The organism is Rouxiella aceris (assembly GCF_012933545.1).
GTDB classification, from domain to species: domain Bacteria; phylum Pseudomonadota; class Gammaproteobacteria; order Enterobacterales; family Enterobacteriaceae; genus Rouxiella; species Rouxiella aceris.
The window spans coordinates 1-24,487 of record NZ_JAADJU010000006.1; the positions used below are offsets into that span (position 1 = coordinate 1).

At 51.9% G+C, this 24,487-nt stretch carries 23 protein-coding genes, 1 rRNA gene and 1 pseudogene; 12 read left to right on the top strand and 13 right to left on the bottom strand.

From position 1 onward, the window contains the following. Positions 1 to 75, top strand: a 5S ribosomal RNA gene (gene rrf, locus GW590_RS24700); the annotation flags it as partial. Between the two features lie 71 nt (positions 76 to 146). Here the strand turns inward: rrf and GW590_RS12210 are convergent. Genes GW590_RS12210 through GW590_RS12220 form a run of 3 tightly spaced genes read right to left on the bottom strand, consistent with a single transcriptional unit; the run spans position 147 to position 2,970 of the window. Further along, on the bottom strand, positions 147 to 653 hold the full coding sequence (locus GW590_RS12210) for a heme-degrading domain-containing protein (RefSeq protein WP_169403333.1): 507 nt from the start codon (positions 651 to 653) through the stop codon (positions 147 to 149). Positions 654 to 666: 13 nt separating this feature from the next. Continuing rightward, positions 667 to 1,974, bottom strand: coding sequence for an MFS transporter (locus GW590_RS12215; RefSeq protein ID WP_169403334.1), 1,308 nt, complete (start codon positions 1,972 to 1,974; stop codon positions 667 to 669). Positions 1,975 to 2,019: 45 nt separating this feature from the next. Further along, entirely contained in the window at positions 2,020 to 2,970 is a 951-nt protein-coding gene (locus GW590_RS12220) for a 2-hydroxyacid dehydrogenase (RefSeq protein WP_169403335.1), read from the bottom strand. A gap of 709 nt (positions 2,971 to 3,679) precedes the next feature. Between GW590_RS12220 and idnO the strand changes: the two genes are divergently transcribed. From idnO to GW590_RS12235, 3 genes are read left to right on the top strand one after another with little or no spacing between them, the layout of a single operon-like run. Next, entirely contained in the window at positions 3,680 to 4,444 is a 765-nt protein-coding gene (idnO, locus tag GW590_RS12225; protein ID WP_169403336.1) for a gluconate 5-dehydrogenase, read from the top strand. Between the two features lie 10 nt (positions 4,445 to 4,454). Next, positions 4,455 to 4,985, top strand: a complete 531-nt coding sequence (locus tag GW590_RS12230; protein WP_169403599.1) for a gluconokinase — start codon at positions 4,455 to 4,457, stop codon at positions 4,983 to 4,985. Next, positions 4,982 to 5,455, top strand: coding sequence for a YhcH/YjgK/YiaL family protein (locus GW590_RS12235; protein ID WP_169403337.1), 474 nt, complete (start codon positions 4,982 to 4,984; stop codon positions 5,453 to 5,455). Before GW590_RS12230 ends, GW590_RS12235 begins: the two co-directional genes overlap by 4 nt. Positions 5,456 to 5,682: 227 nt before the next feature. Here the strand turns inward: GW590_RS12235 and GW590_RS12240 are convergent, their stop codons facing one another. Further along, the gene (locus GW590_RS12240; protein ID WP_169403338.1) at positions 5,683 to 5,946 is read right to left on the bottom strand and encodes a helix-turn-helix transcriptional regulator; all 264 of its coding nucleotides are present in this window, start codon (positions 5,944 to 5,946) and stop codon (positions 5,683 to 5,685) included. 118 nt (positions 5,947 to 6,064) lie between these two features. On the opposite strand from GW590_RS12240, the gene GW590_RS12245 reads away from it, so the two are divergent. The 4 genes and pseudogenes from GW590_RS12245 (at position 6,065) to GW590_RS12260 (ending at position 7,971) form a co-directional block, all read left to right on the top strand. Further along, positions 6,065 to 6,328 carry a helix-turn-helix domain-containing protein gene (locus GW590_RS12245; RefSeq protein ID WP_169403339.1) on the top strand — a complete coding sequence of 88 codons (264 nt, stop codon included), beginning with the start codon at positions 6,065 to 6,067 and terminating at the stop codon, positions 6,326 to 6,328. A 46-nt stretch (positions 6,329 to 6,374) separates the two neighbouring features. Then, positions 6,375 to 6,467: pseudogene (locus GW590_RS12250) on the top strand (helix-turn-helix domain-containing protein); the annotation flags it as partial. Between the two features lie 120 nt (positions 6,468 to 6,587). Beyond that, the gene (locus GW590_RS12255) at positions 6,588 to 7,298 is read left to right on the top strand and encodes an integrase (RefSeq protein ID WP_235955940.1); all 711 of its coding nucleotides are present in this window, start codon (positions 6,588 to 6,590) and stop codon (positions 7,296 to 7,298) included. Further along, a complete protein-coding gene (locus GW590_RS12260) occupies positions 7,291 to 7,971 on the top strand; it encodes an RES family NAD+ phosphorylase (RefSeq protein WP_169403340.1) in 681 nt (226 codons plus the stop codon). Before GW590_RS12255 ends, GW590_RS12260 begins: the two co-directional genes overlap by 8 nt. Before the next feature lie 137 nt (positions 7,972 to 8,108). Here GW590_RS12260 and GW590_RS12265 read toward each other — a convergent pair whose 3' ends face one another. Genes GW590_RS12265 through GW590_RS12280 form a run of 4 tightly spaced genes read right to left on the bottom strand, consistent with a single transcriptional unit; the run spans position 8,109 to position 12,876 of the window. Next, positions 8,109 to 9,617: an FGGY family carbohydrate kinase gene (locus tag GW590_RS12265; RefSeq protein ID WP_408014935.1), complete on the bottom strand. Its 1,509-nt coding sequence runs from the start codon at positions 9,615 to 9,617 to the stop codon at positions 8,109 to 8,111. 33 nt (positions 9,618 to 9,650) lie between these two features. Then, entirely contained in the window at positions 9,651 to 11,069 is a 1,419-nt protein-coding gene (locus tag GW590_RS12270; protein WP_169403341.1) for an L-fucose/L-arabinose isomerase family protein, read from the bottom strand. Between the two features lie 36 nt (positions 11,070 to 11,105). Further along, entirely contained in the window at positions 11,106 to 12,053 is a 948-nt protein-coding gene (locus tag GW590_RS12275) for a transketolase family protein (RefSeq protein WP_169403342.1), read from the bottom strand. Then, entirely contained in the window at positions 12,046 to 12,876 is an 831-nt protein-coding gene (locus GW590_RS12280) for a transketolase (RefSeq protein ID WP_169403343.1), read from the bottom strand. The genes GW590_RS12275 and GW590_RS12280 overlap by 8 nt, the downstream gene beginning before the upstream one ends. 314 nt (positions 12,877 to 13,190) lie before the next feature. Here GW590_RS12280 and GW590_RS12285 point away from each other — a divergent pair, with 314 nt between their 5' ends. Next, positions 13,191 to 14,141 carry a sugar-binding transcriptional regulator gene (locus GW590_RS12285; RefSeq protein WP_169403344.1) on the top strand — a complete coding sequence of 317 codons (951 nt, stop codon included), beginning with the start codon at positions 13,191 to 13,193 and terminating at the stop codon, positions 14,139 to 14,141. A gap of 218 nt (positions 14,142 to 14,359) precedes the next feature. On the opposite strand, the gene GW590_RS12290 is transcribed toward GW590_RS12285, so the two are convergent. The 5 genes from GW590_RS12290 to GW590_RS12310 all read right to left on the bottom strand — a co-directional run bounded on the left by GW590_RS12290 (position 14,360) and on the right by GW590_RS12310 (position 19,703). Continuing rightward, positions 14,360 to 15,448, bottom strand: coding sequence for an ABC transporter permease (locus tag GW590_RS12290; protein ID WP_169403345.1), 1,089 nt, complete (start codon positions 15,446 to 15,448; stop codon positions 14,360 to 14,362). Between the two features lies 1 nt (position 15,449). Further along, positions 15,450 to 16,976 carry a sugar ABC transporter ATP-binding protein gene (locus GW590_RS12295; protein ID WP_211186748.1) on the bottom strand — a complete coding sequence of 509 codons (1,527 nt, stop codon included), beginning with the start codon at positions 16,974 to 16,976 and terminating at the stop codon, positions 15,450 to 15,452. Beyond that, on the bottom strand, positions 16,976 to 17,584 hold the full coding sequence (locus GW590_RS12300; RefSeq protein WP_169403346.1) for a DUF2291 family protein: 609 nt from the start codon (positions 17,582 to 17,584) through the stop codon (positions 16,976 to 16,978). The genes GW590_RS12295 and GW590_RS12300 overlap by 1 nt, the downstream gene beginning before the upstream one ends. A gap of 11 nt (positions 17,585 to 17,595) precedes the next feature. Further along, positions 17,596 to 18,534: a D-ribose ABC transporter substrate-binding protein gene (locus GW590_RS12305; RefSeq protein WP_169403347.1), complete on the bottom strand. Its 939-nt coding sequence runs from the start codon at positions 18,532 to 18,534 to the stop codon at positions 17,596 to 17,598. A gap of 287 nt (positions 18,535 to 18,821) precedes the next feature. Continuing rightward, positions 18,822 to 19,703 carry a LysR substrate-binding domain-containing protein gene (locus GW590_RS12310; RefSeq protein WP_169403348.1) on the bottom strand — a complete coding sequence of 294 codons (882 nt, stop codon included), beginning with the start codon at positions 19,701 to 19,703 and terminating at the stop codon, positions 18,822 to 18,824. Between the two features lie 123 nt (positions 19,704 to 19,826). On the opposite strand from GW590_RS12310, the gene GW590_RS12315 reads away from it, so the two are divergent. The 3 genes from GW590_RS12315 (at position 19,827) to ovoA (ending at position 24,109) form a co-directional block, all read left to right on the top strand. After that, positions 19,827 to 20,402, top strand: a complete 576-nt coding sequence (locus GW590_RS12315; RefSeq protein WP_169403349.1) for a nuclear transport factor 2 family protein — start codon at positions 19,827 to 19,829, stop codon at positions 20,400 to 20,402. Positions 20,403 to 20,590: 188 nt separating this feature from the next. Continuing rightward, the gene (locus GW590_RS12320; protein WP_169403350.1) at positions 20,591 to 21,712 is read left to right on the top strand and encodes a ribosomal protein uL16 3-hydroxylase; all 1,122 of its coding nucleotides are present in this window, start codon (positions 20,591 to 20,593) and stop codon (positions 21,710 to 21,712) included. Between the two features lie 255 nt (positions 21,713 to 21,967). Next, complete coding sequence (gene ovoA / locus GW590_RS12325; protein WP_169403351.1) at positions 21,968 to 24,109, top strand: 5-histidylcysteine sulfoxide synthase; 2,142 nt, start codon at positions 21,968 to 21,970, stop codon at positions 24,107 to 24,109. Positions 24,110 to 24,487 lie beyond the last annotated feature (378 nt).

A 24,487-nucleotide genomic window follows, 5' to 3' on the forward strand; every position in this document is an offset into this window, starting at 1 on the left:
GAACTCAGAAGTGAAACGCCGTAGCGCCGATGGTAGTGTGGGGTCTCCCCATGCGAGAGTAGGGAACTGCCAGGCATCAAATAAGTGGAAAGCCCTGTACTGACGTACAGGGCTTTTTGCTGTTTGTAATTTATGATATTTATCCGCTAGCAAACCGCGTCCGGTACCAGCGTCAGCTCGCTTTGCGCGATACCTAACATCTCACGTAATGTGTCGAGCACCAGATTGTGATCGTCACGTTGCGGTGCGCCGGAAACAGTCACCGTACCTATCTGGCAACCGCTGGTCAGGTAGAGTGGATAACTGCCGCCAAAGGCGGCATAGTCGCGTAAATTCAAGCCGTAGCGCTGCTCGAGCGTGGTTTTTCGAGACTGCAACATCAGCCCGGCAGCCCAGGAACTGATGCCAAGAAACGCTACCAGATTACGTTTACGCCGTACCCAGTCAATATTCTCGGCCGTTGCCCCAGGCATTAACGCACTGAACAGGCAAAGATGATTGACGCTAATGTCGATGGCCAGAGCAAATCCCTTGCGTGCGGCTTCACGGTACAATGTATTACCCAGCACCCAGGCATCGTTAGCATCAAAAGTGGAAAAGCGTAGCTGTGCCCGGTGGCTTTCACATAATGCTATCTGTTGGTCCAGCGTCATGATCCATTTCCTCTTATACGCGGTGGAGCTTTTTATCGCTGCTTAGTGTGGCCGCATCTTCCGGCACATGGTCGCATTTCTTCGGCAGGAAGAAGGTCATGGTACCGGCGATAATCAACGATCCCGCCAGTGCACAAACCGCCACGTTTTGCCCGTAAAAGTAGATCATCACGCCTACCAGATAAGGCCCGCAGAACCCGCCGAGGTTACCCAAACCGTTAATCACCCCACGCGCGCTGCCTGCCACTTCCGGTGCCGCAATACGACTCGGAATTGACCAGAACGGGCTGGTCGCCGCTTTCAGGAAGAAGCCGCACATCACCAGCGCAATATAAGCGGCGATGATATTCTCTTTCAGCACCACCGATGCCAGTAAGCAGCCGGCAAAGCAATAGAGTGAAATACGCACCAGGGCTCGACGTTTACCACTGCGGTCACTAAACAGAGAGATCACGTAGATACCGGCAAGGGTGGCGACAAAAGGCAAGATCGCCAGAACACCCACACCGGCCATATTGGCACCGGTGAGATTTTTGAGGATCGTCGGTAGCCAGAGGGTGTAGCCATAATCGCCGGTCTGGTAGAAGAAGTTGAGAATGACCAGCTTCATCAGCCCTGAATTGCGGAATACGGCTTTTACTGGCGCATTGCTTACCGGCTCTTCTGCCAAATGTGCCTGACGTTCGCGAGCCAGCGTGGTCACCAGATATTCACGTTCGCTCGCCGGGAGCCATTTGGCCTCTTCAGGACGATCGCTAATAAGAAACCACCACACTATCAGCACAACAAAGGAGAGCAATCCTTCGATAATAAACAGCCAGCGCCAGTCAAATGCTGCAATAATTGCGCCGGAAACGGGGGCGGTGAGCATACCGCCAAGAGGCGCAAACATCATGACAAAAGCATTTGCCCGACCTACTTCTTTTTCCGGGAACCAGTTACTGACCATGGTCAGCACCACTGGCAACATCCCGCCTTCGGCAACGCCGAGAATAAAGCGCAGCACCAGCAACTGATATTCATGGGTTACAAACCCGGTAGCGATAGACACAATGGCCCATGCCACTAATGACCAGGCAATAAAACGTTTCCCGCTACCGTTTACCGCAATTCGCCCTCCGGGAATTTGTAAAAACAGATAGCCGATAAAAAATATACCACTGGCAACACCGGCCATTTGACTGGTAATACCTAAATCCGTTTGCATACCACCGGGCAAGGCAAAACTAATATTTACCCTGTCCATAAAAGAAATAATGCAGGCAATAAGCATCGGGGCAATAATTCGCCACCAGCGTGTGCCGGGTATTTTATTATTCATATTTTTCTCTCTGTCGTAGAGGGTAGAAATAAGCTGAGTAAAAAATTACGCAATGATATTAGGCAAGGGGGCCTGCGCAAAATAAGCCTCGACGTTGGCATACACCACATCGCTCATTTTTTGTCTGGTTTCATGAGTCGCACTGGCAACGTGCGGTTGCAGTACCACGTTATCGAGAGCAATCAGAGCTGCCGGGACGTTGGGTTCATCTTCATATACGTCCAGTGCTGCGCCGCCGATAACACCTTTTTGTAACGCGCTAATCAGTGCGCTTTCATCCACCAGGGAACCGCGTGCAATATTGATTAACCACGCGTGTTTGGGCATCGCGCTCAATACCGTGGCATCAATAAGCTTCTGATTCTCAGCCCCGGCGGACGCGGCAATCACCAGAAAATCGCTTTCACGAGCAAGGGTATGCAGGTCGGCACACCACTGGTAGTCCAGCCCGGCGATCTTCTGGCGATCGTTATAAAGGATCTCCATGTCAAAGCCACTCGCCCGGCGTGCAATAGCCTGACCGATATTACCCATGCCAAAGATACCAATACGTTTGCTGCTTACCTGGGTTGCCAGCGCAGGGGCGGTGTTAAGCCAGCGCCCTTCACGGACAAATCTGTCGCCCTGGCATAGCTGACGGGCACCTGCCAGCAATAGCCCCATCGCCAGGTCGGCCACGCCCTGCGTCAGCACGCCGGAAGTGATAGTTACCGCGATATTGCGCGAACGGGTGTAATCGAGATCGACGGCATCGGTACCGACACCAAACAGGGCAATCAGCCCAACCTGCGGCAATGCCTGGAGAACATGGTTGCTGACACCAATGTCACCCCGAGTGACCACTGCCTGTATTGTTGATCCCACTTCTTGCAGGAACGCGTCGGCGTCTGGCTGCTCGTACAGGCGGTAGACCGTAAATGCAGTGGAGAGTTTGTCCAGCAGGCTGTCGAGGACGGGAGCAATCAGCAGTACGGTTTGGGTAGTTTGAGTATTCATAGAGTTACCTGTTTGAAAGTTTCAGTACGTCAGATACGTACTATCAAACGGGTTTTTGATTGGTAATTTTGAGATCTGCATCACGCTGAATCGTGTTAAAAAAGCCTGTTACCGTCTACGTGACCGGTACGAACAAAACCTCCCTCCGTGCCCGGCAGTTCTCGACATAAGCACAACAAAAAGCTAACAACTTCAGTCGGCTGGCGCAGCTTCAGATGCTTATCTTATCGTCAGGCGTCAAGGCCGATCGATTTTTTTATCGTTAACAGTTCGTTGATTTTTTTGATTATTATCTTTTTTCTCACTTTGCCTATTTTGTCGTGAGGGGTCAGAACACTCCCCCTTCGCTGGCCGATAATTCGCTCGTTCTCCCCTACGTGGGATCCAGCCATCACTATGCCGATGGAGGACTTTTATCCCGCTAAAGAGCGACTTCTGTAACACCCCCTCTTCAGGTGATCTATACCCTGTCTTTATCGGTATAAATCTGGTGCGCCAGCCCCATCATGCCGGGGTTGATCAATATGTAGATACCCCTGCACCGACTGGCAATAGCTGTCGCTAACTGCCAGAAAACCCACGAGATCCATTCCTGGCTCACACTAAAGGTAACCCCTATTCGTAACATGGATTTGAGTGATCTGTATCACAGTTTGCCGCTGCTAAAAACCGTGAGATAGACAGCACATCATTTGGGCAGGGAATAATCATGAAAGATCTTTTTAGTTTAAACGGCAAACGCATTTTAATTACCGGCTCAGGTCAGGGGATCGGTTTTGTTATGGCTCAGGGACTGGCGCAATATGGCGCGGAAATTATCATCAATGATATTTCAGCAGAACGTGCAGAACAGGCAGCAATGAAATTACGTGATGAAGGCGCAACAGTCTGGACCTCGGTATTTAATGTTACCGATGCCGAATCCGTTGAAAAAAACATAGCCGATATCGAAAATAATATTGGTACCATCGATGTGTTATTTAATAACGCCGGTATTCAGCGGCGTCACCCTTTTACAGAATTCCCGGTTGAAGAGTGGAATGCGGTGATTGCCGTCAATCAGACAGCGGTATTTTTGGTATCACAGGCGGTAGCAAAACGCATGGTGACACGCCAGCAGGGCAAAATCGTCAATATCTGTTCTATGCAAAGCGAACTGGGGCGCGACACCATCACCCCATACGCCGCGGCAAAAGGTGCGGTGAAAATGCTGACGCGAGGTATGTGCGTGGAGCTGGCACGGCACAATATTCAGGTGAACGGCATTGCTCCCGGCTATTTCCAGACGGCGATGACTCAGGCTCTGGTGGACGACAAGGCATTCACTGACTGGCTATGCAAACGTACACCAGCCGCACGCTGGGGCAACCCGCAGGAATTGGTGGGTGCGGCAGTGTTTCTCTCATCAAAAGCATCTGACTTCGTCAACGGGCATCTGTTGTTCGTCGACGGTGGCATGCTGGTAGCAGTGTAAGGAGTAGATGATGGCAGGTCAGTGCGTGATTTTAATGGGCGTCTCCGGCACCGGGAAATCGACGGTAGGGCTGGCGCTGGCACAAGCAATGCAGGCCAAATTTATCGACGGCGACGATCTGCATCCCCGGCAGAACATCCGCAAAATGGCATCGGGCCAGGCGTTGAATGATGACGATCGCCGGCCATGGCTTGAACACATTTCTGATGTCATTTTCAGCCTTGAGCAGAAAAATGAATCTGGTGTGCTGGTCTGCTCAGCGTTAAAAAAACGCTATCGCGACCAGTTACGCCAGGGCAACAACAATGTCCGTTTTCTCTGGCTGAAAGGGGATTACGACTGCGTACTGGACAGAATGCGCCAGCGGCAGGGGCACTTTATGCCCGAAGCGTTGCTGCAAAGTCAGTTCGCTGCACTGGAGCTGCCCGCAGACGATGAAGTGGACATCATTGCCGTTGATATCGCCGCGCCGGTCGCCACCCTTGTGTCGCAAAGCCTTTTACTGTTAAAAAACCATGTTAAGCAGGATGTTCTCTTATGATTATTGATACTTTATCTGCAGGTGCCGTTAACCCGATTTATCCGGCTATTATTCGCCAGACGTTACAGGCGATCCTCGACAAAGCGCCGCATACACTGGCCGCGGGAAAATACCCATTGCAGGGGGACGGCGTTTTCTTCTCCGTTGTTGAAGGGCATACGCGCCTGCTTGCAGAACAGCGCCCGGAGTTTCATCGTCAGTACATTGATATTCATATCGTGCTGACAGGTGAAGAGGTGATCGGTGCAGGGGTAACCGGCTTGCCGCTGGATCTGAGTGAGCCCTTTAATGTGGCAAATGACCTTGGCTTTTGCCATCAGATTGCCAGCGAGACGTTGATCCACCTTCAGCCAGAAGAACTGGCGATAGTCTTCCCGTTGGAGCTGCATCGCCCAATGTGTGCCCTGCAGACACCGGCAGCATTGCGCAAAATTGTGGTGAAAATCGACGCCGCTCTTCTTACTGCGTAATAGCGATCGTTTAAGGGCTGTAATTGGCACTTCTCGCCCCTTGGCTTTAATGGCCGGGGGCGTTTTTTTATAAATATATCTGCAAGAATACCTCGCGAATTTATCCGCCTGCTCCTGATGCTGCCCGTCCTATGGGGATGGACTCAGTTGCAAGTTTGCAGCAAGGATTAAACAAAGGCATAGGGCGTAAAGCGATTTGTTGAGGAGGGCGTTGGCGCTTAATCTTCTTATTTTACTGATTCTTGGTGCGACTCAGAATAGCCAAGGATCATTTCCGCCAGATCGTCTTCCACGGTATAAAAATAGCAGGCGGGAATTTGCATAACCGAAGCTAACCGGCAGGCCAGTTCAAAGTCCGGGGTATGAATACCACGCTCATATTGATTCATACGGGCACTGGCCGTTGCCTCATCTATCCCGGCAAGAATGCCTAACCGTTCCTGTGACAGACCAGCCTTTAAACGTGCGGCTTTTAAACGATGAGGGAGCATGAGGATCCTGATTTTTTGTGTGACTTGTCGAGATTCTCATCTGTGTGCCTTGAAAATATACTAAGTAATACTTAGTATTTGATGTATGTGTTTACTCGGAAACTTCACGGAGAAAGGTATGACACCACATCATGACTGGCATCAGGCAGATATTATCGCCGCCTTGCGTAAGAAAGGCACCACGTTGGCGGCGCTATCGCGTTCGGCGGGGCTCAGTTCTTCAACACTCGCCAATGTGCTTTCCCGTCCGTGGCCGAAAGGGGAATGGCTGGTGGCAATGGCACTAAACGTGCACCCTGCAAAAATCTGGCCCAGCCGTTATTTTGATGCTTCGGGAAGATTGCTTGATAGAAAGGCAAGAGCGGAAAAAGGGAGTGACTAGTGGTGCTTGATTATCGAGGCTGCGATGCCATTACTCCCAGTAAAGGATGCGCAACTTTGACAAAGCCTGCCTGAACAGCATAGATGATCTTCAACCCATTGAAATTAAGGCACTGAGTGAGAAACTAAACGTCAGCCAGCGGGCTTCGTCCTTTATCTCGACATATTCACCAGGTCAAATATCAATCAATATTGATGACAAATCACGCCTCCTGTATATAATGGATATAACTAATATATCCATTTGCTCAGCGAGGTGAATGATGGTAGCAAAAGCGAACACCGTAGGGCGTGAAAACCGATCTTATGAAATCAGAACACTAAGTGGAGATGAACTGCATAATTTAAACACGCATGCAGATTCTGAATATCTGGTTATCGATCTGGGAAAAGTTAAAGACCGTCGGGCAGATTTTAATAAAACAGTGCAAGTGGCGATGAGTGCAGCAATGAGCGCAGTGTTGGCCTCAATGCCGGAGTTTGCACCCAGGAAGAGAAAAGTCAAAGAAGCAAGCTTGCCTCAGGCTGTTAACGAGGCAACGGATGCAACTGACAAACAGGCTCGTGCGGCTCGAAATGCTCTCCGCCGTGAGCAACTTAATGCGCGCATCCTTACCGATTCCGTGTGGTTGACGGCTCGTGAATTATCAGAAAAAGCGAGTTTTAAAAATACTAATCCCAGTGCCGGACCAAACCGCTGGAAGGCTGCAGGCACTATTTTTGCGCTACAGTTGAATGGCAAAGACAAATATCCACAATACGCTTTGGATGAAGGATTTCGCCCGATCCCGGTCGTGAAGCAAGTCATCGCTCTGTTCGGTGAGAAGAAAACCCCCTGGGGTCTTGCCATCTGGTTTGGTTCTGAAAACAGTTGGTTGGCAGGGAAGAAGCCGAAAGATGTGCTGGCTACTATGCCTAAACAGGTATTGTTGGCCGCCCAGGCGGAAGTGGAGGGCGGAACGCATGGCTGATTCAGATGACAAGGATGTTGTCGTGCGCAAGTTGCCGGTCCTTAAGGCTGATTTTCAGGTGAATTTTACAATCTGGGCAGCGGGTAAGCCTATCTATCGGATACATTCAGCTAAATTTACTGCCACCGAATTCAACCCTGGCATCGGTGGTGCGCGATTTAGCCCCATGAGTAATGGTGTGTCAACCTTATATGGGGGAGTGAATAGCGGTGTGGCGGTGATGGAGACTATCTTCCATGACCTGCCTACTCTATCTGTCGATACGCCTTTTGATTTGGGGAAGTTAGAAGGTCTTGCCTATTCGGTAATGACTCCCCGTGATAATCTTTATCTTGTTGATCTCAATCCAAAGACATTGCGGAAAATGGGTGTGAAGAGAGCTGACCTTCTTGATTCGTCAGCAGACCAATATTTGTTCACCCGCGAATATTCTCTGGCAATACATCAGGCTTATCCCGCTGCGCAGGGCTTACAATGGTCTTCTAAACAACACGGTGATACGGCGTTGATGTTGTTTGGTGATCGAGTCAAAGCAGAACAACTTGAGGTCAACATCGAATCGCAATGGGTGTTGGAGTCAGAAAGCGTAATGGCAGTGATAGAAGATGAGGCAGACCAGCTTGGTGTGGTATTCCTGGAGCCACGAGGTGGCAAAGAACCCGATGATAACTAACTGTTCTAACAAGTTTTCCCCCGAATATCTCATGGGGCGGTGCCGCTATATCTCGATCCTGAATACTGTAATTATTACTAAATTCAAGCGCCCGATATAAACCCATCAGGCGCTCCCCCCTTTTATTAATTACTTGTTCACTGCTTATGCCATCTTGTCCGTTCCACTGCGCTTTGCCATTCCTGCCAGCGCAGTTGCAATCGCAGGTGACGTTGCGGGTCGGGCGTAAAGATAATATGTTCCGGCAGACAGGGTCGTAACTGTTCGCTATCAATGCCGAGTAGTGCCTTGCGCGCCAGTAGTGCGGCCCCCATGGCGGATAATTCGGGGATATCGCTGCGCATCACCGGGCAACCCAGCAGGTCAGCCTGATATTGCATCAGCCAGTCATTTTTGGTCGGGCCGCCGTCTACCATTAGCGCCTGCAGGTCAAAGTCGCCATATTGCCGCATAACGGTAATAACGTCGGCAATCTGGTAGGTAATGGACTCCAGCGCGGCACGGATAAGATGTGCCCGCCTGGTGCCCCGGCTTAAGCCGTGGATTAGACCGCGAGCGTTTTCATCCCACCAAGGGGCGCCAAGGCCGGTCAACGCCGGGACAAAATAGACGCCGAGGGTCGATTCCACCGAAGCCGGCAAGCTATTGAGTGCCTGCGTCAGTTCAGCTTCCGGCAGTTCACTTAATCCTGTGCTGTCCGCCATCCAGGCCACTGCATCCCCGGTATGGGGAATATTGCCTTCCAGACCATATACCAGCCGTTCGCCGTCGTGCCAGGCAACGGTGGTGGCCAGCGCGTTAACGTCACACAGTGCGGAATTGACCGGGACCATCACCGAGGAGCCGGTGCCATAGGTGGCTTTTACGCAGCCTTGCGCTCCCAGGCTATGGGCGAACAAGGCCGCATGCGAGTCACCAATCATCGCCATGATGGCAATACCGTCCGGAATGATCTCCAACCCTTTGGTATAACCAAACAGTCCGCTGGATGGACGGATATCCGGCAATGCCGCACGGGGGATCTGGAACAGTTCCAGCATCTCGCTGTCCCATTCACCGCGTTGCAGGTTCAGCAACTGGGTACGCGAGGCGTTGGAGTAATCACAGCAAAATGCTTCACCCTGCGTCAGATTCCACAGCAGCCAGCTATCTACGGTGCCCAGGCAAATCTCGCCCTGTTGCGCCAGAGCCTCGCCATTGGGTACCGACTGAAGCAGCCAGCGCATTTTAGATGCCGAAAACAGCGGGGTGACCGGCAGGCCGGTAGTCGCTTTGATCTGCCCTTCGCGGTGCTGTTGGCGTAGCGACTGGCAAAAATCCGCGGTTCGTGAACATTGCCAGGTTATCGCCGCGCCTAACGGCTGGCCACTGTTACGATACCAACCCACGGCGGTTTCCCGCTGATTACTGATTGCCAATGCCGCCACGCGATCTGCGCCGACGGCGTTAATCGCCTGGGTCAGCACCACCAGCGACGCCTCGAGCAGTTTTTCAGCCGACTGTTCTACCCAGCCTTGATGGGGGGTATCAATGGTCAGCGGACGGGAAAACCTGGCGACAATCTGTCCCTGGCTGTCAAATGCCACGGCTTTGGCGTTGGTGGTCCCTTCATCGAGCGCGATAATAATGTCTTTGTTAACAGACACGATGTTTCTCCCTCATGGGGTGGCCGCTACCCATTATTGATGCAGGTAGGTATTCACGCCGAGATAGCGGTTAAAGGCTTCTTGCAGCACCGCGGCGCTTGCCGAGTGGTTCATGGCCACATGGTGCTCAAAGCCGTTTTGGCAGATCCATGACAGCAGGTTTTCCAGATGCGGAACCTGGATCACGGCGCGGCAGCCAACGGTATCCAGCGGGTCGTCCACCGACTGGCCTTCGCCGACATAGGCTTTAATTTCGCCGGTCAGATCGTCGGTGCTGAGGCGGAAATAGGTCAGATCACCGCTTTTCATGCGCCCATGCACCGCCCCACAGGTATTTTCTTTGCCGACGGTGGTACCAATGATGTCGGCGGTGCCCATATGCGGATTTTCCAGGCTACTGGCGGCAAAGTTACCGCAGTGAAAAAGCACGCATTTGTTGCGATCGTCGCCGAAGTTGTTATTCCAGTCGGCAATCGACGCCGGGCTTAAGTTGCTGCTGGCCAGCGCAAACATCGACAGCGCACCCATCACGTCGACTTCGCAGGCGCTTGGCATCAGTTGGCCGGACATTACGCTCATAATGGAACAGACGTTGATGCCGAGGTTTTCCTGGAGTGATGTCCAGCACTGGATGGCGGTGGTGTCGATATCATTGGCAACCACCCATTCACTGATCACCACAAACAGTTTGGCCATGGTCACCAGTTTGTCGGCCGGAATGCCGCTGGTATCGGCGTTGGCCAGCAAAATGCGGTGTTTTTCATCGACGCGAATATCGTCATCACGCAGTTGTTTGATGCGGGTAAAGATCTCGGAGAGATCCAGGGTTTCCACCGCAATACCCAGGCGTTCAAGCAGTTTTTCACTGTAGCGGACGGTATTAAAACCGGCAGGGCGTGCGCCAATGGCACCGACCCGCACGCCGCGCATACTGCTGACCACACGGCAAATCTGCTCAAAACGTTTGAGGTCTTTTTCAAACACTTCGCCACTCAAGGCGCAAACGTGCTGGGTGGTGAGGGTGAAGGGAATGCCATATTGACGCAGGTTATTACACAGGGAGATTTTGCCGCAGAAGCTGTCGCGGCGGGTGGCCAGCCCCATTTTATTGAGATTATCTTCCTGAGCCTGCACCAGCACCGGCACATTCAGCCCGGAAATACGCAGGGTTTCTGCAATGGCTTTTTCATCGCCAAAGTTTGGCAGTAATACCACTACGCCGTGGATCTCGTCGCGATGCTGACGAAACAGTTCGGCACAGACTTTGGCATCCTGGCGGGTTTCCACGCCGCCCAGTTCGGTTTGCGTGTCGTTAAGCATAATGGTTTTAATACCGAGGCGGTCAAACAGAACCACCGCTTGTTCACGGGCTTCGGCAACCAGGTAGCTGGGGAAAAATCCGCGGTTGCCGATGATGACACCCATAGTCAGTTGTTGAGGAATTCGGGACATTGCTCTCTCTCCGGTAAGATGTTCGATTTATATTTTTTATTGTTGTGCGCGTAACAAGGCGATGGCGTTTTTCACTACGCCCTGGGCGTCAATTTCATGACGGGCTCGGGTTGCCGCGCGGTCGGCGGCAATAGCATATTGGCCATCGGCAATACCCAGTCTGCGCAGCGGAATGGCGCAGCCCGCTTCTGCCAGCACCTCGGCCACTAGGCTGCCGACCCCGCCGTTAATATTGTGTTCTTCTACACTGACCACCGCTTTGCAGCCCTGTAGTGCCGCCAGCAGTTGTGAGGTATTACAGGGACGAATAGACGGTACACTGATCACCGTAGCGTCAATATCGGCTTCTGCCAGGAGTGTGGCGGCGGCAACAATCTCGTGCACCGTCGACCCCATGGACACCAATGCCAGGTCACGCCCTTTGCGCAGCACATCAATATTGCCAGGCACAAAGCGATAGCTTTCGTCGTGCAGCTCCGGCAGGGCCTTACCGTCCAGGCGGATATACACCGGGCCAATATATTCCAGGGCGTAATCAATAATCTGACGGCATTCCAGCGGGCTGGAAGGGGCAAAAATCTGGATATTGCCAAAGCCGCGCAACACCGAAATATCGTCAATGCTATGGTGGGTACTGGCCAGCGGCCCATAGCTTGCCCCGGCGTTCAGGCCGAACAGTTTGACGTTGGTATTGTTGTAGCAAATATCGACTTTGATTTGTTCATTGGCGCGCGAAATCAGAAAAGGCGCAGCGTTACAGGTGACGGCAATTTTGCCGCCAATCGCCAATCCGGCAGCGGCGCCGACCAGGGTCTGTTCGGCAATACCGACGTTGACCAGTCGACCCGGAAATCTTTTCTCAAAGGGGGAAATCTTGGCGGTCGAAGTGGAGTCGGCCACCACCGGCACCAGATCCACGCCGCGGTCTACGGCATCAATAAATGCATTCACCATTACGGTGGCGAGATGTTCGCTGTTACTCATCTTTTAATTCCTCCAGCGCCAGTTCAATTTCTTCACCTTTGGGCACGCGGTGATGCCATTCCGGACGCCCTTGAATAAAGGAGACACCGGCACCTTTGGTGGTATTGGCGATAATGACCATCGGCTTGCCGTTTGGTGTTAATCCTTCGATGGTGGCGACCACATCGGCCATATCATTGCCACGACATTGCGTGACCTGCATACCAAAGGCGCGCCATTTCTCGTCCAGCGGATCGGTATTCATAATGTCTTTGGTTAAACCGGCCAGTTGCAGACCGTTTTTATCGTTAATGATGATCAGGTTATCGAGCTGATAATGGGCGGCCACCAACGCTGCTTCCCAGTTGCTGCCTTCGGCCAGTTCACCGTCGCCGGTGACGACAAATACCCGGCGCTTGCTGTTACTGCGTTTGGCCGCCAGCGCAATACCAACGGCAACCGGCAGACCGTGACCGAGCGCGCCGGTATTCAGCTCAATGCCGGGGGTTTTATGTTTTACCGGATGGCCGGGCAGGTGGGAGTCGGCATGCTGATAGGTGCTCAGCCAGTCGACGGGGATAAACCCGGCTTCTGCCAGTACGCAGTAATAACCGCCTACCGCATGGCCTTTCGACTGAATATAGATATCGCGATCGTCGCTTTTTTGCAGCGCCGGCGAGCAGTTAAGAATGCGGAAGTAGAGTGCGGTAAGCAGTTCTACCTGGGATAAGTCAGCGCCCGTATGCCCGCCTGCGGGGCTTTCGGCGTTTAGCACGATGATGCGCCGGCGAACTGCGCGTGCTTTTTTTTCAAGCTCCTCAACAGAGAGCGAAAACGGATTCATAGTTCACCTCTTGAATGTTTAGTCTAATATGAATATATATTCAGATGGGTTGTGAAAGGACTTCTGAGGAGCGGTTTTATCACTTATTGTTTGCGGTGATAAAGCGCCTTGTGTTACTCAGAATATTTATTCACTACTGATTTATTATTCATGGTATAAAGATATGCCCAGTTTTTCCTTTTGTCTATGGCTGGTGGCGGTCTATTTAGGAAAAAAGCGATCCGGATCTCACAAGAATTGCACGGGGTGGTGAACGTAGCTTGTTATCTATGCATAGGTGAATAAAATATCAGGACAAATTAAGGGGTAAAACTATGTCAAAGCAGGACGAGCAGCGGCTGTTGGTGAAGGTCGCCACACTCTATTACAGCGAAAATAAAAAACAGTCAGAAATTGCCTCGTTACTGCATCTGTCTCAATCCTTTGTTTCGCGGGCACTGACGCGCTGCCAGAAAGAGGGCCTGGTGAAGATCACCGTGGTGCAGCCAACCAATATTTTTGTCCAGTTGGAAAAGGCGCTTGAACAACAATATGGCATTCGTCAGGCCATTGTGGTGGATGTGGGCGAAGACCCGTCCAATGCGCAGATCAAACATGCCATCGGCAGCGCGGCGGCACACTATATGGAGACGCGTATCCGCCCGGAAGACCTGATCGGTATTTCGTCCTGGAGCAGCACTATCCGCGGTATGGTTGATGAAATGCATCCGCAGAATATTCGCGCTGCCGGGGTGATCCAACTGCTGGGGGGCGTCGGTCCCAACGGTAATGTGCAGGCTACCATTCTGACGCAACAGCTGGCGGCGCATCTCGATTGCCCGGCTTGGCTGCTGCCTTCACAAAGTATTGAGCACTCGGTCACCGAGCGTGCGCGTCTGACCAATAGTCCGGATGTGGCTGCGGTGGTGGCAAAATTTGCCGAAGTGGATATTGCGATTGTCGGCATCGGCGATCTTGAGCCGTCGCAGCTGCTGAAGAATTCCGGCAACTATTACACCGAGGATATGCTCAGACTGCTGTCCGAGCGCGGTGCGGTGGGGGATATCTGTCTGCATTATTACGACGCGGTGGGCAATCCGGTGCTGACCCATGACGAAGACCCGGTGATTGGCATGGAGCTGGCACAGATCCGGGCCTGTAACCATGTGATCGCGCTGGCGGGTGGGCTGGAAAAACGTAACGCTATTCGCGGCGCACTGCAGGGCAACTATATTGATGTGCTGATCACCGATTACCCGACGGCACGCAGTCTGCTAAAAGCCTGATTACTGAATGCTCCCTGGTTGGTGACTGGGCTGGTGGGCAACAAAAGCAGCTGCCCGTGAGTTTGATGACAACGTGGTCTGTATCACCGAGATACACGGGCATAGTACACCTGGGGGCGCTCCGGCGGGTAAGCCCGCGACGACCCCAACGGTGTACTCTCCCTAAAAACGGGCGTTGTCAGCCGTTTGACAAGGCGGTTATCTGCCCTGCCAACCATCTACTTTCCTTCCATCACCGCTTTTTGTGCCACCACCGCCGCTTTCTGCTGCATACGGTTTTGCATCTGGTCGATAATCACTGCCACGATAATAACAATACCTTTGATCACCATCTGCCAGAACTCGCTGACGCCCATCATTACCAGCCCGTCAGCCAGAAAACCAATAACAAAGGCACCAATCAGCGTACCGAGGATGGTACCGCGGCCACCGGCCAGTGATGTCCCGCCAAGCACTACGGCGGCGATGGCGTTCATTTCAAAGGCAGTACCGTTTGCCGGATGGCTGGCAGAAAGCTGGGCGGAGACCACAATCCCGGCAATGGCCGCGCAAAAACCGGAGAGGGTATAGACCCAGATTTTGACCTGCCGCACCTTGACGCCGGAGAGTTCGGCGGCGCGTTCGTTATCACCGATAGCATACACATGGCGGCCAAAGGGCAGACGGCGGGCAACATAGGCAATAGCCACTGCCAGCACAATCATGACCCAGATAGCCCAGGGGATGCTAAACAGTGTACCGGCACCGATTTCGTCAAAGCCGGTATTGCCAAGCTGCGGATTGCCCGACAGCCCCGGGAAGGTTTGCCCGTCAGAAGTCAGCATGGCGGCACCGCGCAATACGTACATGGTGCCGAGGGTGCAGATAAAGGGGGCGACATTGTAGCGGGTGATAATCCAGCCATTCACCGAACCGATCAGCCCGCCAATCACCAGCACCAGCGGCACAATGACCCACACGCTGGGGAAAATGGCGATGCCAAACATCGGCAGCACAATACCTTTGGTGATCAGCCAGCCGGCGATCATGCCGCATAAACCGAGAGTGGCGCCAATCGACAGGTCGATCCCGGCGGTGATAATCACAAAGGTGATCCCCAGCGCCAGAAAGGCATTAATGGCAATATGTTTGATCATAATCACCAGGCTGCCGCCCGAAAGGAAGCCCGGCACGGTCATGGTAAAAAAGCCGACAATCAGAAACAGCGCAATAAAGGTGCGCAGCTTAAGCAGGATCAGCAAAACATTTTCACGTGAAAGCGACGAACCTGCCTGTGGTGCAATAGCAATAGATTGTAGTGTTTTCATATCAGAACCCCTGAGCACTTGCCGTTACCAGTGCCGATTCTTCGGCCTGATCGCGCACGATATCGGCAGTAAGTTTGCCGCCGGACATCACCAGAATACGGTCAGATACCGCCATGATTTCTTTCAGATCGGAGGTGGAAAACACCACCGCGATCCCCTGTTCCGAGAGCTCCACCATCATGCGAAAGACATCGGCTTTGGCACCTACGTCTATGCCGCGTGTGGGCTCATCGAGAAACAGGATTTTCGGGTTGGTCAGCAGCGAACGGCCAATCACCACTTTTTGTTGATTACCGCCGCTGAGCGCCTGGATTTCTACCTCGGGTGACGACACCTTGATCGACAAATTGCCGATGGCGCTGGCCACCACGGCCGCTTCCTCTTTATTGGCAATAGCAAAACCGCGCTGCAGCCGACGCCACAGACTGGCGATAGTCAGATTGCAGGCCACCGACGAGATAGGGAAAATTCCCGAACGTTTGCGATCTTCCGGAACCAGACTCATGCCCATACGGATGCGCTCGGCGGTATTTAACCGCTGCGGTACCGGTTTGCTGTCGAGCCACAGTTTGCCAAGGTAGTTGTGTTCGGTGCCGAGCATGCATTCAAACAGCTCGGTGCGCCCGGCGCCCATCAGGCCATAAATGCCGACAATTTCTCCGGCATGGACTTTAAAACTAACGTCATTGACCACTGCGTTCCCCGTCGAATTGACGCAGGTAATATGCTCGGCCTCAAGGATCGGCACACCAAATTGCCGCCCCGGCGTCAGGAAGTTGTTTACCGGATCGCTGCCCAGCATCTGACGCACTATCCACGGCACGTCGATATCACAGACTTTTGCCTCGGCCTGAAATTTGCCGTCGCGCAAAATAGTGATCACATCGCCAATCGTCATTAACTCTTCCAGACGGTGCGAAATATAGATAATGGTGACCCCCTGGCGGGTCAGCTCGCGGATAACGCGAAACAGGATCTCCACCTCGGTTTTACTCAACGCTGACGTCGGTTCATCAAGGATCAAAATATCGGCGTCTTCTGCCAGCGCTTTGGCAATTTCTATCAACTGTTGCTGGCCGACTTTCAGGTTACCGACCATCTCCCGTGGCGAAATCGGCTGATCGAGTCGTTTCAGTAACTCTGCAGCCCGTTTTTCCTGCTCCGCTTCGTTAATCGGGGTCACACCTTTTTGCAGTTCACGGCCCAGGAAAATATTTTCGGCCACACTAAGGTTTTCAAACAGATTGAGTTCCTGATGCACCATGCCAATGCCCAGCGCAGCGGCTTCGCGGGTGTTGGCAATGGTCACCAGTTTGCCGTTCAGCCACATCTCGCCAAGGCTGGGTTGCTGCACGCCGGCGAGAATTTTCATCAGCGTGGATTTACCCGCGCCGTTCTCGCCAATAATCACGTTGACTTTGCCGCGCCAGACGTTGTAATCCACGCTGTCGAGGGCCACGGTGCCGGGAAATAGCATCGACATGCCGCGGGTGCGCAGAATAATGTCATCTACAGGGGTATCGCTCATTACTGTGCCTCCGGTTTGATCTCCAGCAATGCGGCGTCTTCGGCTTTACCACCGTTGAGCGTAACTGCCAGCGTCATGGTGGCTGTTTTGCCCGCCCAGCCTGGGTCCACGTTGGGCAGATGTTTTACCGCTTCGCGAGCATAGGCGCGGGACAGTTGGGCAAATTGCACCTGGTTGGTGAAGTCTTCAAATTTAAAACCGGTGGCATCGCGGATGGCATTGCCGTTGATTACCGGACCTAACTGCACTTTTAGCGGTTGGCCATTCACATTGATTACCAGCTTATGTTCACGTTCGTTGCTGACATCGACGCTCTCGATCTTGCTTGTGAGGCGGACAAAAACGCTTTGCGTGGTCGATGACGAGGATTTCATCTTCGCGCTTAGCGCATTAGCATCCAGAGCCTGTTTATTTGCTGCATCAATTACTCGGGTTTGCCAGGTTTGTTGCGCGATCTGCTGTGGGGTCTGGTTATCGAAACTGGCTTTGGCATTGGGGTCGGCAGGGATAATTGGTTTGCCGTTCGCATCCAGATCCACCACAGTACAGGCCGTCAGCAACAGGGTGGCGCACCCGACAAGTGCAGCACCCCATCGTGTTAACGACATAACATCTCCGCTTATTTAAGGTTGAACATGCTGAGTTTGCTGGCGTTGGTTTCATCAATCAGCAAGCAGTCCATCAACTGTTTCTCGGTCTGCTGAGCTTTGCCGTTTTTCAGAAAATAGTCAGCTTGCTCAACGGCCATCTGCGCCTGTTTCCAGCCAGGCTGGAGCACGGTAGCCTTGATATTGCTGTTTTTGAGGATCGAATCGCGGGTGTAGTCACTGCCATCAAATCCCACCACAATCACATTGGTTTTACCGGCCGCTTTCAGCGCCGCTTCTGCGCCCAGCGCCATGGTGTCATTACCGGATATCACGCCGACAATATCGGGATGGGTTTGCAAAATGGCTTCCATACGGGTGAAAGCTTCGGTCTGACTCCAGTTGGCGGTTTGCTGCGCCACCATTTTCATATCTTTATAGTCATCGAGCACATCGTGGTAACCCTGGGAGCGCACGCTGGCGTTGGTATCAGACTGGCGGCCCAGCAGTTCCACATAGTTACCTTTGTTGCTTAGCAGTTTTGCAAACTTCTGGGCGCCCAGCTGTGCTCCCTGATAATTGTTGGAGACAATTTGCGCAACGGCAATGCCGGTCTTATTAATTTCACGGTCAATCAGGAATGTCGGTACGCCCGCGGCTTTGGCTTTTTCCAGCGGGCCAACGGTGGCGTCTGCCCCGGCGTTATCGAGGATGATGGCTTTGGCTTTGCGGGCAATGGCGGTTTCGATTAACTGGTTTTGCTTGTTCACATCATCATCATGAGATGCAATCAGGGTGGTATAGCCTAGTGCTTTGGCTTTTTCGGCTGCACCGTCGGCTTCGGCTTTAAAGAACGGGTTATCGTGCGAAGGGGTAATGATCGCAATCAGGCCGTTATCGGCTGCAAAAAGCGAACTTGATGCGGCCATCATAGACACGAGTACTGCTGACTTGAGTAGGGTACGGTTCATCTTTTTCTCCACTTTGAATATATATTCAATAATGATTTATTATTCAATGTAACCATAAGACCAGTACCCCAAGCTGTCTATAGTTTATGCAGGTAATTTTTTAAAAGGAGAAAATGATCACAGTTGCAGGGGGAAGGGGGCCTGGTTTGGCGGTAAGTTTGCGGACTGGTGAGAGAGTGGCCGCAATCTGTAGGGTAGGTATCTCCAGGGGATTTTCAGTAGAAGGGGGATCAAATCTTCAAGAAAAGCTGCCTGCTTGCGTAATATGTTGAGTCATGGGCTGCCATTTATATAGCTTCCCTGACCAGCGCCAGAAAAGCCTTTACTGTGGCATTAGTTTCTTCTGTACGACTGAGAAGCATAAGATTAGCCGACAGTGCCTTTTCATTGAATTTTTTGTAAACCACGCCGGGGATCGCCAATTGGGTTAGCGGCTCGGGAACTAACGCGATACCAAAACCGGCGGCGACCAGGGCAAGTACGCTAATTGTGGTATTGGCGCGATAGGCTATCTGCGGTTCAGTCCCCAATATCCGGCGTAAGATTTGATGTAACTTGTCATCAGAGCCTTGTTGATCGTAAAAAATAAAAGGTTCCTGGGCCAGCATTGCCGGGGTTAACACTTTTTTGTCTTTCAATGGGTGGTCGACTGACATTGCTACGACTCTGGACCAACTGCCGATTTGTTCATAGCCTATTGCAGGATCATGTTTATTATTTAAATCTGGGGCGTACCCCAAATCTATGCTGCCTGCCAGGATTGACTCCAGCTGTTGATGGGGGGGCATTTCGCGAATAACTAATTCCGCATCGGGGTAGGCTTTGTGAAAGGCATGCAAATCTGCCATTAATTTACCGGTGAATACCGCATTTCCGGCAAATCCTAAACGCACACAACCGGTTTCCCCCTTTAACGATCGTTGAACGGTTATTTTGGCCTGCTCTGATAATTCAATGATTCGCTGGGCCTCTAACCTCAATACTTTACCTGCTTCCGTCAATTCAACCCGCCGACTTGTTCGTGTAAATAACAGACCCCCCAACTCTTTTTCCAGGGCGGTTATTTGCATGCTCAGAGCAGGTTGCACGATATGCAGTTTTTCGGCGGCGCGTCCAAAATGCATTTCTTCGGCAACAGCTAAAAAATAGCGCAAGCGACGGATATCCAATTTTTGTACCTTTAATCATTAAGTCTGACTGATCGTTCAGATTAATATATTTTTCTTATTAAAACTAACAAGTAAAGTGAGGTCCATCAACCATCATTGTTACTGACATAAAGAGATCCCACTATGCAGCACTATCTCGCAGATCGTTTGCAACTTACTGATTTAATGAATGGCTGGATCTACCGCGATCTCGCTCATTGGGATCAATTGCGCCAATTGTTTCATCGCGACGGGACGATAGAAGTCACCTGGTTTGAAGGGTTATTTAGCGATTTTGTCGATGGCTCAATGCGTATGGGAGGTTCAGATCTGCGCACCAAACATTTACTGGGTTCTCCGGTCGTCACCATCAATGGTAACAAGGCGCTTGTTGAAACCAATGCGGTGATTATTGCTGAAAATGTTAAAACAAACCTGGGTTGCAGCACTCATAACCGGTTTTTCGATCTGGTGGAAAAACGCGACGGAGTATGGAAAATTTTTAGACGGCAAAGTATTTATGATATGGGCACATTTACCTTCCCGCTGGGCGTGGTGGCTATTGATCCAGCTATAGTGGCTAAATACCCTCGTGAGTATGCAGCGCTTGCCTATCTTCTGGAAATGAGCGGTTTCCCCGTTAAACGACTGTTCGCAACTCGTGGCAGTGAGCTGGAAACCAGTATGAAACGCAAAGGGCAGGAATGGTTGATGATGTAAATCTTGGGCCAGCACTGCTGGCTGCCGATAGAGATCTTGAGATTTTCCGGCCAACGTCATCGCAACCCGTTATCCCCAGGGAAAGCAGAGAAAACACTTATTGATACCCACCCTTGACCAATGACAAGGCACACCGGTTGGAAGCTTTTTATAATCAAGATCGTTTGTCTTCTCACTGGTGTGAAAGTATGGATTATCAACTGAACCTTAACTGGCCTGAATTTTTAGAAAAATACTGGCAAAAACAACCTGTTGTCTTGAAAAATGCCTTCCCGAACTTCATTGATACCATCACGCCGGATGAGTTGGCTGGGTTGGCGATGGAAGCAGAAGTCGACAGCCGCCTGGTCAGTCATAAAAATGGTCTGTGGCAGGCGTTCCACGGTCCGTTTGAGCATTTTGATAATCTGGGTGAAACCGGCTGGTCGCTGTTGGCCCAGGCGGTTAACCACTGGCATGCGCCATCTGCTGAACTGGTGCGACCGTTTCGCGTGTTGCCTGACTGGCGTTTAGACGATCTGATGATCTCCTATTCCGTACCCGGCGGTGGCGTGGGACCGCATATCGATCAGTACGACGTCTTTATCATTCAGGGCATGGGTCGTCGTCGCTGGCGCGTGGGTGATAAACTGCCTATGAAGCAGTTCTGCCCGCATCCGGCGTTGCTGCATGTGGAGCCTTTTACGCCGATTATTGATACCGAAATGGAACTGGGCGATATTTTGTATATTCCGCCGGGCTTCCCGCACGATGGCATCACTTACGAAACTGCGCTTAACTACTCCATTGGTTTCCGTGGGCCTAATGGCCGGGATTTAATCAGCAGCTTTGCTGACTATGCGCTGGAAAACGATCTTGGTAATGATCACTACAGCGATGCCGATTTAACCTGCCGTGAACATGCGGGTAAGGTTGAGGAGTATGAAGTTGAGCGTCTGCGCGAGATGATGATTGATGTCATCAAACAACCTGCAGACTTTAATCAATGGCTGGGACGTTTTTTGACGACACCGCGCCACGAGCTGGATATCTGCCCTGCCGAGCCGCCTTTTGAACCGCAGGAGATTGTGGGTGCGCTGATGGACGGCGATGTGTTGACCCGCCTGAGTGGCCTGCGAGTGCTGCACATTGGCGATCGCTTCTTTATTAATAGCGAACTACTGGAAACGGTTGATCCGCAAGCTGCTGATGTCCTATGCCGTTACACCTCGATCGGGAAACAAGATCTGGGTGAGGCGATGAATAATCCGGCTTTTGTTGCCGAGTTAACCGAACTGGTTAATCAGGGCTATTGGTTCTTTAACGAGTAAAAACTCGCTAAAAAGCGGCCTCCTGGCACGTGGATCATCACGCAGTCAGGAGGCCGTCTGTTATCTCTTTCGTCGATCAGCGTCACGGCATAAAACAGCCTCACTGTCGCATAAAAACCACTGTCCAAAACCGGCAAGAAATCATTCCCCTCCGCTGTTTATAGATATCCTCCTTCTCAAACCGTTAAACGATGAGGATCCCGACCTGCTACACTTATTCCCATTGAGTCAAGATTGCACAGATAAGGAATAACAATGGCGAGCACCAAAGCGGTTAGCGCAGGATTACCCGCCGCAACGCGCACCCTGCTGTTGAGCGGGGGCGATGTCGAGCAAAAGCGTAACGAAATCCTGAGCTATTTCAAGCAGACCTGGGAACTGTATGAGAGCCTGTTTGACTGTCTGGTGGATGAACGGGGATACTTCACCAAAGCAATTTCCTTGCGCCATCCGCTGATCTTCTATTATGGCCACACCGCCACCTTCTACATCAACAAGCTGATGGCTGCGGGGCTTATCGATCAGCGTATCGATGACCATATCGAAGCGATGCTGGCGATTGGTGTCGATGAAATGAGCTGGGACGACCTGGATAACAGCCATTATAACTGGCCGTCGGTGGCGGAACTGCATGACTATCGGGGCAAGGTCCGCCGTCGGGTGATCGAGCTTATTGAAAAGATGCCGCTGACGCTGCCGCTGGACTGGCAAAGCCCGGCCTGGGTGATCCTGATGGGGATTGAGCATGAGCGCATCCATCTGGAAACCTCCAGTGTCTTAATCCGTCAGTTGCCTATCGCCTGGGTGCATCCGCAGCCCCATTGGCCTGTCTGCCCACAGGCCAGAACCGATCGCGCGACAGTCCCTGACAATAGTCTGATTTCTCTGCCGGCGATGTCGCTAACTCTGGGCAAAACCGATGCTACTTATGGCTGGGATAATGAGTATGGTCGCCAGGAATGTTATGTGCGCGACTTTCAGGCCAGCAAGATGTTGGTCAGCAATGCCGAGTTTTTTGCCTTTGTGCAGGCCGGGGGATATCAGGATACACAGTGGTGGGACGACGAAGGTCAGGGCTGGCTGGCTTTCTCCCGGGCTGAAATGCCGACCTTTTGGGTCGGTTCGCCAGAAGTTCCGGATCAGCTACAGTTACGTTTGATGGCCGAGGAAGTGGCCATGCCCTGGGACTGGCCAGCGGAGGTCAATCAGTTAGAGTCAGCAGCGTTTTGCCGTTGGAAAGCTGCCCAAAGCGGTCAGTCGGTGCAATTGCCGACGGAAGCCGAATGGTATGTACTGCGTGAGCAGGTAGAGGGCGATCAGCCAGATTGGTCAACGGCTCCTGGCAATATCAATCTTGCCTGGTGGGCATCCAGTTGCCCGGTTGACCGCTTCGCGCAGGGCGATTTCTATGATGTAGTCGGCAATGTCTGGCAGTGGACCACTACGCCAATCAGTGGTTTTGAGGGCTTTAAAATACATCCGCTGTATGATGATTTTTCGACGCCGACTTTTGATGGCAAACACGCAGTTATCAAGGGCGGCAGTTGGATCTCTACCGGCAACGAGGCGTTGAAATCGGCCCGTTATGCGTTTCGTCGTCACTTTTTCCAGCACGCCGGTTTTCGTTATGTAGTCTCCAGCCACCAGGAGCAGTTAAAGGTTAATCCTTACGAAACTGACCAACTGGTATCGCAGTATCTCGACTTTCAGTACGGCGCGGGTTACTTCGGCGTGGACAACTATGCGCGCAAACTGGTAGATCTGGCCGAAGACGTGGTTAATAAGCGTGGATCGGCGCTGGATATTGGTTGTGCTACCGGGCGCGCCAGTTTTGAGCTGGCACGAACTTTCGATAAAGTCACTGGCATGGATTATTCCGCACGCTTTATTGATGTGGCGCTGTCGTTGGTTCGTGGCGAAGAGCGGCGCTATCTGATGCCGGAAGAGGGCGAGCTGGTGGCCTATTGTCAGGCCAGTCTGGCGGCGATTGGCATTACCTCGGAGCAGGCTGCCCGCGTGCAGTTTGTGCAAGGCGATGCCTGCAATCTCAAACCGCAGCAGGAAAGCTACGATCTGGTCTTGGCCTCCAACCTGCTGGATCGGCTTCGCGATCCCCGGCGCTTTCTGCGCGACATTACCCCGCGGATCCTCAGCGGAGGCATTCTGATGATCTCCTCGCCTTATACCTGGCTGGAAGAGTTCACCCCCAAAGAAAACTGGATCGGCGGTATCCGTGAAAACGGTGAAGCGTTAACCAGTTATCAGGCGTTGCAGCGGCTGTTAGCGGGAGATTTCGTGGAAGTGAAACCACCAGTGGATGTCCCTTTTGTTATTCGGGAAACCGCGAGGAAACACCAATATACCCTTGCCCAAGTGACCTTTTGGCGTAAGCGTTAATTGCCAGCCAGCTCAGGATCTTCTGAGCTGGCTATTGCCGCTCTGTTGCTGGCTTCCTCAGGTTTTAATCCTGTTTTCCTCCTACGTAATTATTTTCAGATACGCCAACCCTGGCAACATCGGCAGGGTACCGGCAATGTTAAAAGCAAAAAAATTAGCTCATTCCCTTGTCGGTAAAAGGGGGGCACTAGGGGATACGTTTGCCCCTGCGCCGGAGAAGGGTAAATTTATTTTATATATTAATGTCAATAAAATTCATTGTATTTTTATGTGATTTTTAGCGGATTAAAATATAAGTTTGTTGTTTTTCAGCTTTTGCTTAATAGTTTTAAATTAATGTAGGATTTCATTGTTTTTAATTAAATGCTCATCATTATT